A 9,563-nucleotide genomic window follows, 5' to 3' on the forward strand; every position below is an offset into this window, starting at 1 on the left:
CGCCTCGGGCGGGCTCACCCCGGCCCAGGCCGCCACGGCCGGCGCCAACGGCCTCTTCACCTCGGTCGCCTGGCGTCCGCTCGGCGTCGGCGGCAACCCGCTGTTCGGCGGCAAGGGCAAGGAGGACAAGCGCGCCTTCGAAGCCTACCGCATCTCCGCGGGCCTGAAGGGCAAGTTCGACGTCGGCGGCGGGATCGGCTGGGACGCCGCGCTCACCTACATGGACAACAACAGCGAGATCGCCACGCCGGACGTTCTGGTGGGCCGCCTCCAGCTCGCGCTGCGCGGCCTCGGCGGCGATGGCTGCACCGGCAATACGCCCGGCGCCAACGGTTGCCTGTGGTTCAACCCGTTCTCCTCGGGCGTGGCGGGCAACGCCATCGATGGGCGGACCAATCCGAACTACAACACCGCCACGGCCAACAGCCTGGAAGTCCTCGACTACGTCTTCGACGAGTACGCCTACAAGATCCGCTCGCAGATGTTCACCGCCGACCTGGTGTTCAACGGCGACCTGCCCATCGACTTCGGCGCGGGCCAGCTGGCCTGGGCCGCCGGCGCACAGTACCGCTGGAGCGGCATCGAGCGGCAGAACAGCGACTACACCAATATCGCCGTCAGCCCCTGCGCGGACACCTCGGTCAATCCGGGGGCGACCTGCACGGCCAAGAACGGGCCGTTCAGCTTCTTCGGGGCGCTGGCCGACTACGACCTCGACTATTCGGTGATCGCCACATTCGCCGAACTGCAGATGCCCTTCACCGACAGCCTGACCGGAACCTTCGCCATCCGCTACGAGGACTACGGCGGCAATATCGGCGCGACCACCAATCCCAAGGTGGCGCTCAAGTGGCAGGCCGCCGACTGGCTGGCCTTCCGCGCCTCGGCGGGCTCGACCTTCCGCGCCCCGCCCCAGACCCAGATCGCCAACACCGCCACCACCAGCCTGGCCTACACCACCGCGGCCGGCGGCTACCGCGCCTACGACCTCTGGGGTAACGCCAACCTGAAACCGGAAAAGGCCGATACGCTCAACCTCGGCGTCCTGTTCGAGATGGGCGACTTCAAGGCCTCGCTCGACTACTGGCGCTTCGCCTTCAAGGGCCCGATCGACAACGAGAGCGGCTCCGACATCGTCAACGCCATCTTCCCGAACGGGGCGGCCGGCGCCAACAACTGCGCCAACCCCGCCTTCGCCCCGCTGCTGGCCCGGATCAGCTTCACCGGCGCCTGCTCGGCCCCGAACATCAACCGGGTGCGGATCAACTACGTCAACAGCCCCGACATCGACACCAGCGGGCTGGACTTCGCCGCCAGCTACCGGGCGCGCGACGTGCTGGGCGGCGACATGAACTTCGGCCTCGATCTGACCTATGTGCTGGAATACGTGGTCGCCGAGACCACGCTCGAAGGCATCGTGGTCGCCAAGGAGACCGACTACGCCGGGACCATGGACTATCTCGGCTACGGCTCCCAGCCGCAGTGGAAGGCCACCGCCTTCGCCGAATACGCCCGCGGCGACCACAACCTGCGTTGGACCCTGCGCTATGTCGACGACATGCGCGACACCCGCGGCGGCTCGGCGACCTTCGCCACCAACCAGAACGGCCGCAAGATCAAGGCCTTCGTCACCAACGACATCACCTATCGCGTGAACCTGCCCTGGGACACGACGGTGACCGCCGCGGTGATCAACGTGTTCGACAAGGACCCGCCGTTCGCCCGCCTCGATCTCAGCTACGACCCGTTCACGGCCAATCCGCTCGGCCGCTACTACAAGCTGGGCGTCACCAAGCGGTTCTAGGAGGTCTTCCCCCTCGAGAACCACGACTGGCCGGTCCCCGAGGGGGCCGGCCTTTTTTTTGGTGCGGAGCGTCACTCTCCCCGCAATGGAGGTCCCACCGGTTGACTCGGCCACCGATGTGAACAACACTTCGCTACATAGTGAAGCATCAAGCCTCAGCCATGGACCGCACATTCTCAGCGCTCGCCGATCCCACCCGGCGGCATGTCCTGTTGCGGCTGATGGACGAACCCGGGCTCTCGGTCAGCGAGCTCGCCCGGCCGCATTCGCTGAAGCTTCCGGGACTGATGAAGCATCTGGATGTCCTGTCCGATGCGGGATTGATCACGCGGACCAAGACCGGTCGCACCGTGTCGGTTCACCTGTCGGTCGAGCCGATGCGAGAGGCGATGGCCTGGCTCCACCGGTATGAACGCCTGTGGACGGTGAGCCTCGATAGGCTTGTCGCGCTCGTGGAAGAGGACGGCGATCGATGACCCTTCCGAGCGTGACCATCGTGCGCAGGATCAAGGCCCCGCCCGCGAAGATCTGGGCCGCGATCACCAGGCCCGAGCTGATGCTGCAGTGGTGGGGTCCGGACGCCGGGCCGACGCTCCGGGCCGAGGCGGACGTGCGCCCCGGCGGTCGATTGAGCGTCGTGTTCCGGCTGCTCAACGGTGAGGAGCACAATCCCACCGGCGTCTATCGGGAAGTGGTTCCCGGGAAGAAGCTGGTCTTCACCTGGGAATGGCCCGGCGCGCCGGAACGAGAGTCGCTGGTCACGTTTCTGATCGAGCCGTTGGACGGCGGCGCCGAACTGACCCTGATCCACGAGCAGCTTCCCGACGAGGAGGCGCGCCGAAGTCACGAGATCGGCTGGAGCGGCCTCCTCGACAAGCTCGCGATTTTCCTTGGAGACGCCGAATGGGCGACCTGACCCTCACCACCTACGACTGGGTTCCCGAGCCGCCTCGGGGCTTTGTGCGCGACCTGCGGGTGCGTTGGGCCTTGGAAGAGGCCGAGTTGGCCTATCGGGTGGAGAGCACGCCATTCCGAGATCGAGGCCCCGACCACTTCGCGGCGCAGCCCTTCGGCCAGGTCCCGTGGCTGACCGACGGAGATCTCACCATTTTCGAGAGCGGCGCGATCCTGCTGCACCTCGCTGAGAAGAGCCCGGCCCTCATGCCCACCGATCCGCGCGGCCGGGCCGAGGTGGTGGAGTGGGTCATCGCTGCGCTCAACTCGGTCGACCTGCCGAGCCAGCCGTGGGCGCTGTTCCGCTTCATGGGCTATCCTGGTGAATCGCCCGAAGCCAAATTCGTGGAGGACTTCCTCAAGGCCAGGCTCGAGCGGATGGAAGCGGTGCTGGCCGGCCGCGAGTGGCTGGTGACGGGTCGATTCACGGTAGCCGACCTGCTGATGGCGGACGTGCTGCGGCAGGTGAACCGATTCGACGGGCTGGCGGACTATCCCGCCTGCCGCGCCTACGTCGTCCGCGCCACGGCCCGGCCGGCCTTCATCAAGGCGCACACCGACCAGATGGCGCATTTCGCGGCGGCCGACTGAGGGCGGCCGACCAACGGAACCCCTTGTGGAACATTGTTCGAAGCCTCTCCATGGCCCGGCGCCCGGCCTAGGGCGCGTAGACCTGAGGGCGCCGCGATGGCCGACGGAACTGGCGACATTCTGAAGGACAAGCGCGCCGCCGCGCGCAAGGCCGCCTACGAGACCCCCCTCGAGGAGCTGAACCCCGCCCGCGCCTCGCTTTTCCGCGACGACGCCATGTGGCCGATCTTCGAGCGCCTGCGCGCCGAGGCCCCGGTCCACTTCACCCCGGACAGCAACTACGGCCCCTACTGGTCGATCACCCGCTACGACGACATCATGGCGGTGGACTCCAACCACCAGGTCTTCTCCTCGGCCAAGGGCATCGCGCTCTCGCCGAAGGCCGCCCAGGGGTTCCGCGATCCCAACAACAGCGCCACCAACTTCATCGCCATGGATCCGCCGCGCCACGACGTCCAGCGCAAGACGGTGAGCCCGGCCCTGTCGCCCCACGCGCTCTCGATCATGGCCCCGCTGATCCGCGAGCGGGCCGGCCTGATCCTCGACAGCCTGCCGGTCGGCGAGCCCTTCGACTGGGTCGACCTGGTGTCGAAGGAACTGACCACCATGACGCTCGCGACCCTGTTCGCCTTCCCCTTCGAGGAGCGGCGCAAGCTCACGAGGTGGTCCGACGCCATGACCACCCCGCCAGGCTTCGGCGGTCCGGTGGCCAGCCTGCAGGAACTGCGCGAGACCATGGCCGAGTGCTTCGGCTACTTCACCGAGCTCTGGAACCAGCGGGTCAACGCCCCGCCCACCGGCGACCTGATCTCCATGCTGGCCCATGGGGAGGAGACCCGGAACATGACGATGGCGGAGTTCCACGCCAACGTCGCCCTGCTGATCATCGGCGGCAACGACACGACCCGGAACACCATCTCCGGCTCGGTCCTGGCGCTGAACCAGAACCCCGATCAGTACGCCAAGCTGCGCGCCAATCCGGCCCTGATCCCCTCCACGGTGTCGGAGACCATTCGCTGGCAAACCCCGCTCGCCCACATGTCCCGGACCGCGACCCGCGACTTCGAAATGGGCGGCAAGACCATCAAGGAAGGCGACAAGGTGGTCATGTGGTACGTCTCGGGCAACCGCGACGGGTCGGTGATCGAGAACCCCGACAGCTACATCATCGACCGCCCGCGCCCGCGCCAGCACATGTCCTTCGGCTTCGGAATCCACCGCTGCGTCGGCAACCGCCTGGCCGAGCTGCAGCTCACCATCATCTGGGAAGAGATCATGAAGCGCTTCCCCGACATCCAGCTTCTGGAAGAGCCCAAGCGCAGCTACTCGATCTTCGTGAAGGGCTACGAGGAAATGAAGGTCGTCCTGCCGTCCCGGCTCTAGGCTGGTTGCGGCGCGCTTCGTCGTTCATGTTCGCGGCCGTCTTCGAAGGACGGCTGTGAGATGACGCGCGCCCAGATCGCCATCGCCGGAACCCTGCCCCGCCGCGCCCTGGACGCGGCGCGGCGCCTGGTCGGCCAGGGCGGGGGCGAGGCCCTGCAACTCAGGCTCATCGCCGCCGAGGTCGGCAGCGGCGTGGCCAGCCTCTACTACCACTTCGCCAACAAGGACGCCCTGTTGGCCGCCGTGGCCGTCGACGGCTGGGGCGAGCTTACCCAGAAGATCGAGCGCGCGCGTGCCGGCGGCCGGTTCCCCCACCCGATCGACGCGGCGTCGGCCGCCCTGCTCACCTTCATCCGACGCAATCCGCGCCTCTACGCCCTCATGCAGACCGAACCGAGCCTGGCAGGGAACCCCGCCGTACGCGCGGCCGAGCAGCAGGCGCTGGAGGCGTTCCAGGGCGCCGTGCGCGACGATGACCGGGCGCCGCCGGAGCGGGCCGAGGACATCGCGCTGGTCTTCTGGGTGCTGGGACGCGGCATAGCCTCGGCCGTCCACATGCAGGACGCGGCCGCCGCCGAACGGCTGGAGCAGGCCGTTCTGCGCGGCTTCGCCTTCCTGATGTCCCGCCGCCCGGCGGGCTGACGCGGTCCTAGGGCGTGGCCTCCGCCAAGGCCACATCCGGCGCCGCGGCCTGCACGCTCATCTTCGCCTTATAGGCCTCGCGCGCCTCGTGGCAGATGTCCCAATAGGGCTCGCCCCCGAACCGCTCCACCAGCAGCTCGCTGAGCGCCCGGACCTTGCCCGGCATGTGGCTGGCCGGCGGCGGCCGGACCACGTAGAGCCCCGCCTCCGGGATCGGGTAGTCCAGCAGCAGCGGGACCAGCTCGCCCGCCTCGATGGCGTGCCCCGTCAGGAAGGTTGGCAGGGCGGCGATGCCCAGGCCCGCCACCGCCGCGGCCACGAGGGCCTGGCCGCTGTCGGCCTTGAAGCGGCCCTCCGGGCGAATGGTGATCAGCCGCTTGCCGTCCCGGAACGGCCAGGCCTCCTGGCCCTGCATCAGGGCGTCGTGGCCCATCAGGTCCTCGGGCGTCAGCGGCGTTCCGCAGCGCTCCAGATAGGCGGGGCTGGCCACCACCGCGGCGTTGATCGGGGCGATCCGCCGGGCGATCAAGCTGGAGTCCGGCAGGTTGCCTACGCGCACGGCCACGTCGAACCGCTCGCCGATCAGGTCGACGAACCGGTCGCTGTAGGACGCCACTACCGACAGCTTCGGGTGGCGCACGGCCAGCTCCGCCAGCACCGGCGCCAGATGGGTCATGCCGAACGACAGCGGCGCGGCCACCCGCAGGCTGCCGACGATCTCCTCGCCGCGCTGGGCCAGCGAATCCCGCGCCGCCTCCAGCTCAGCCAGCACCCGGTCGGCGCGCTCCTTGAACTCCATCCCCGCCTCGGTGAGCGCCACGCCGCGGGTCGTGCGGCTCAGGAGTTGCGCGCCGAGCGAGGTCTCCAGCCGCGAAACCCGGCGGCTGACCATCGACTTCGACAGCTCCAGCCGCTGCCCCGCCCGGCCGAACCCGCCCGCCTCGGCGACCTCGACAAAGGCCCGGATGTCCTCCAGCTCCATCATGGGATCGTTCCTCTACACGCAACAATCTGGTGCGATATGTGGGGCTACTGTTGCACGATGTGAACCCCCAGTTTCCAGGACGTCAATTCATCAACGCCCTTGGAGGGGTGTCATGTCCAATATCCTGGTTCTCAACAGCAGCCTCAGCGGCGAGGCCTCGGTCTCGCGCCTCCTGGTCGCCGACGCGGTCACCGAGCTTACCCAGCGCGATCCCGGCGCCACCTTGGTGTTCCGCGACCTCGCCGTCGCCACCATCCCGCACCTGACGCCGGAAAGCGTCGCCGGCGTCCGCGCCCAGGCGACCAGCCCGGCCGAACTGGCCTCCCGCGCCCTCTCCGACGAGCTGATCGCCGAGCTGCGCGCCGCCGACACCATCGTCATCGGCGCCCCGATGTACAATTTCAGCATCCCCAGCACCCTGCGCACCTGGTTCGACCACGTCCTGCGCCCCGGCGTCACCTTCAGCTACTCCGAAGCCGGCCCGAAGGGGCTAATCGAGGGCAAGCGGGTGATCGTCGTGGAGTCGCGCGGCGGCCTCTACAGCGAAGGCCCGGCCCAGGCGGCGGACTTCCAGGAGCCCTATCTGCGCCAGCTGCTGGGCTTCATCGGCCTGACCGACGTCACCTTCGTCCGCGCCGAGAAGATCGGCTACGGCCCCGACGCGCGCGACCAGGCGCTGGCCGACAGCCGCGCGGAGCTGGCGAAGCTCGCGGCTTAAGGCCGCGCGAACTTACCCCGAGTGTCATCCCGGAAAGCGCGCAGCGCTTGACCAGTAACACAGTCGCCGGTCTTGCTGCGCAAACCGGGATGACAGCTTCGGTTAGATCTCCCGCCGCATGAACACCCGCGTACGCTCATCCAACCCGCGCGCCTCATGTTCGACGCGGATCTCGACCATGCCCGGGGTCAGGACCTCGACGTCCTCGAACCCCAGCCGCCGGTAATAGGGCGCGTTGAACGGCACGTCCTTGAAGGTCGAGAGCGTGAGCGCCGGCCACCCGCGCTCCGGCGCCAGGTCGGCCACCGCCGCGATCAGCCGCGCCCCGATCCCCCGCCGCTCATGGCTGGGCAGGACATCCACCTGCTCGATATAGCCGCAGCCTTCGACCTCCCGGAACATCACGAAGGCCACCGGGACCTCCCCGTCGCAGGCCACCAGCAGGCCGCCGGCGGCCACCCGCTCGGCCAGGGTCTGCGCGTCCGTGGGATCGTCGTCGGCCAGCCAGGCCCGGTCGGTGCCGACGAAGCGGCTCGCGGAGGCGCGCTCGATGGCGCGCACGGGTTCGATGTCGGCAAGCTCAGCCGCGCGAAGGCGCAGGTCCCCAAGGCATAGGTCTTTTGTCATCGGAATTGTCCGGAGAGATGTGGATCCAAGGGCTGTGGCGGTCTGGCGCTCAGTCTTTCAAGGATCGTGGTCTCCTGGGCTCGCCGATCGGCTCGGCCGATCCTAATCTAGCCCCTACGGCCGCAGCGCGCCAAGGATCGCGATATGGAAACGCCCCACCTGATCTATTTCGCCGACCCGATGTGCTCGTGGTGCTACGGCTTCTCGCCGGTGATCGGCCAAATCCGCCAGGCCTTCGGACGGTCCCTGCCGATCCGGCTGGTCATGGGCGGCCTGCGCCCAGGCACGGACACCCCCACCACGGAGAAGGCCAAGGTCGAGCTGGTCGGCCACTGGGGCCATGTCCACGAGGCCACCGGCCTGCCCTTCGACGGCGCCGTGCTGGACCGCCCGGGCTTCCTCTACGACACCGACCCGGCGGCCCGCGCCGTGGTCCGCGTCCGCCGCGACGATCCGGAGAAGGCGCTGGTCTATCTCGGCCGGGTGCAGCGGGCCTTCTACGCGCAGAACCAGGACGTCACGAAGCCCGACACCCTGGCCGACCTCGCCGCCGAGCTGGGGATCGACCGCGAGGCCTTCCTGGCCGATTTCGAGACCGACGACCTCAAGCACGAGACCTGGTCCGACTACGGGACCTCCCAGCGCGCAGGCGTCACCGGCTTCCCGACCCTGGTGGCCGGGCCCGGCGCCGACGGGACCTATGGCGTGGTCACCCGCGGCTACCAGCCCGCCGAGCAGATCCTGCCGGTGCTGCATCGCTGGATGGGGACGGCCTAAAGGCATGTTCGAATCGCGCCGGCCTCTGTGTCCCTTCTCCCGCAAGGGGAGAAGGAGGCGAGCTCCGCCACGGTCAGGCGGCCGGGACCTGATCCAGGAACCCGGTCACGGTCTTCAGCCGCCCATCCTCCAGGCGGCAGAAGTCGGTGCCCTTGATCGGCGCGTCGGCCGCCCCGTCGGGACCCAGGCCCCAGGAAAAGCGGACATGGTCGCCATGCCCGTCGGCCGCGCCGATCAGGGCGAAGCGGAAGCCCGGAAACCGCTCCTGGACCCCGGCGATCAGGGCGTCGACCTCGGCATGGCCGGCCACGGCGGCCAGCGGGTCCACATAGGTGGCGTCGGCGGCGAAGGCCTGCGCGATCTTGGCCTTGCGGGCCGCGGCGTCGGTCTCGTTCCAGGCGGCGACATAGGCTTCGGCGATGGCTTGGGTCATGGGAGGTGCTCCTTGGCTTGTTGACGTCGCCACCTTGCCGCCGCGCCGGAACGCCCGCGATTACCCGCGAGGTAACGATGCTAAGCTCGGCCGAAACCGGGAGGACCCACCCTTGATCAAGCTCACCTTCGCCCTCACCCGCCGCCCGGAGTTCACCCGCGAGGCCTTCCAGGACTATTGGTTCAACACCCATGCCCCCCTGGTCGCCAGCGTCCGCGAGGCCCTGCGCATCAAGCGCTACGTCCAGATGCACAGCCTGCCGGCCGAGATCTCCGCCGACCTGCGCGTCGCCCGCGGCGGGCCCGAGGGCTATGACGGGGTCGCCCAGCTCTGGTGGGACAGCTTCGAGGATCTGGCCGCCAACGCCGACAACGAAGCCGCCAGGGCCGCCGGCCGCCTCCTGCTGGAAGACGAGGCCCGCTTCGTCGACCTCCCCAAGTCCCCCCTCTGGTGGGGCCAGGAAAAGGTGATCTTCTAGGAAGTGGTGCAACGCCTCCTCTCCCCTTTCAAGGCAGGGGAATCGCATATGGCGTTGGAGTCGAAGTTTTAGCTCGAAGCGGGTTCTGAGGTTGTCTCCCTGGTGTGAGGAGGCGGCGGGATGGAGACGTTCTCGAGTTATTTTTCGGGGGTGGCCGATCCCCGGGCGGGC

The 9,563-nt window shown here is 68.5% G+C and carries 12 protein-coding genes; 9 read left to right on the forward strand and 3 right to left on the reverse strand.

What is annotated here, in order from left to right:
- The 6 genes from Q8Q88_RS18815 to Q8Q88_RS18840 form a co-directional block, all read left to right on the forward strand.
- On the forward strand, positions 1-1,804 hold a 1,804-nt coding region (locus Q8Q88_RS18815; RefSeq protein ID WP_305676717.1), incomplete at its 5' end, for a TonB-dependent receptor domain-containing protein.
- 161 nt (positions 1,805-1,965) lie between these two features.
- Positions 1,966-2,280, forward strand: coding sequence for a helix-turn-helix transcriptional regulator (locus tag Q8Q88_RS18820; protein WP_305676718.1), 315 nt, complete (start codon positions 1,966-1,968; stop codon positions 2,278-2,280).
- A complete protein-coding gene (locus Q8Q88_RS18825; protein WP_305676719.1) occupies positions 2,277-2,720 on the forward strand; it encodes an SRPBCC domain-containing protein in 444 nt (147 codons plus the stop codon). Before Q8Q88_RS18820 ends, Q8Q88_RS18825 begins: the two co-directional genes overlap by 4 nt.
- Positions 2,708-3,349 carry a glutathione S-transferase family protein gene (locus Q8Q88_RS18830; protein WP_305676720.1) on the forward strand — a complete coding sequence of 214 codons (642 nt, stop codon included), beginning with the start codon at positions 2,708-2,710 and terminating at the stop codon, positions 3,347-3,349. The genes Q8Q88_RS18825 and Q8Q88_RS18830 overlap by 13 nt, the downstream gene beginning before the upstream one ends.
- A gap of 96 nt (positions 3,350-3,445) precedes the next feature.
- The gene (locus Q8Q88_RS18835) at positions 3,446-4,732 is read left to right on the forward strand and encodes a cytochrome P450 (protein WP_305676721.1); all 1,287 of its coding nucleotides are present in this window, start codon (positions 3,446-3,448) and stop codon (positions 4,730-4,732) included.
- Between the two features lie 60 nt (positions 4,733-4,792).
- Positions 4,793-5,374 carry a TetR/AcrR family transcriptional regulator gene (locus Q8Q88_RS18840; RefSeq protein WP_305676722.1) on the forward strand — a complete coding sequence of 194 codons (582 nt, stop codon included), beginning with the start codon at positions 4,793-4,795 and terminating at the stop codon, positions 5,372-5,374.
- Positions 5,375-5,381: 7 nt separating this feature from the next.
- On the opposite strand, the gene Q8Q88_RS18845 is transcribed toward Q8Q88_RS18840, so the two are convergent.
- On the reverse strand, positions 5,382-6,359 hold the full coding sequence (locus Q8Q88_RS18845) for a LysR family transcriptional regulator (protein ID WP_305676723.1): 978 nt from the start codon (positions 6,357-6,359) through the stop codon (positions 5,382-5,384).
- A gap of 112 nt (positions 6,360-6,471) precedes the next feature.
- Between Q8Q88_RS18845 and Q8Q88_RS18850 the strand changes: the two genes are divergently transcribed.
- Positions 6,472-7,077, forward strand: a complete 606-nt coding sequence (locus Q8Q88_RS18850; RefSeq protein ID WP_305676724.1) for an FMN-dependent NADH-azoreductase — start codon at positions 6,472-6,474, stop codon at positions 7,075-7,077.
- Between the two features lie 102 nt (positions 7,078-7,179).
- Here the strand turns inward: Q8Q88_RS18850 and Q8Q88_RS18855 are convergent, their stop codons facing one another.
- Entirely contained in the window at positions 7,180-7,704 is a 525-nt protein-coding gene (locus tag Q8Q88_RS18855) for a GNAT family N-acetyltransferase (RefSeq protein ID WP_305676725.1), read from the reverse strand.
- 144 nt (positions 7,705-7,848) lie between these two features.
- On the opposite strand from Q8Q88_RS18855, the gene Q8Q88_RS18860 reads away from it, so the two are divergent.
- The gene (locus Q8Q88_RS18860; protein WP_305676726.1) at positions 7,849-8,481 is read left to right on the forward strand and encodes a DsbA family protein; all 633 of its coding nucleotides are present in this window, start codon (positions 7,849-7,851) and stop codon (positions 8,479-8,481) included.
- A 73-nt stretch (positions 8,482-8,554) separates the two neighbouring features.
- Here Q8Q88_RS18860 and Q8Q88_RS18865 read toward each other — a convergent pair whose 3' ends face one another.
- Positions 8,555-8,914 (reverse strand): nuclear transport factor 2 family protein, encoded by a 360-nt coding sequence (locus Q8Q88_RS18865; protein ID WP_305676727.1) that lies wholly within the window; start codon positions 8,912-8,914, stop codon positions 8,555-8,557.
- Between the two features lie 112 nt (positions 8,915-9,026).
- Between Q8Q88_RS18865 and Q8Q88_RS18870 the strand changes: the two genes are divergently transcribed.
- The gene (locus tag Q8Q88_RS18870) at positions 9,027-9,392 is read left to right on the forward strand and encodes an EthD domain-containing protein (protein ID WP_305676728.1); all 366 of its coding nucleotides are present in this window, start codon (positions 9,027-9,029) and stop codon (positions 9,390-9,392) included.
- Positions 9,393-9,563: the final 171 nt, after the last annotated feature.

The organism is Phenylobacterium sp. (genome assembly GCF_030697925.1).
In the GTDB taxonomy this organism is placed as follows: domain Bacteria; phylum Pseudomonadota; class Alphaproteobacteria; order Caulobacterales; family Caulobacteraceae; genus Phenylobacterium.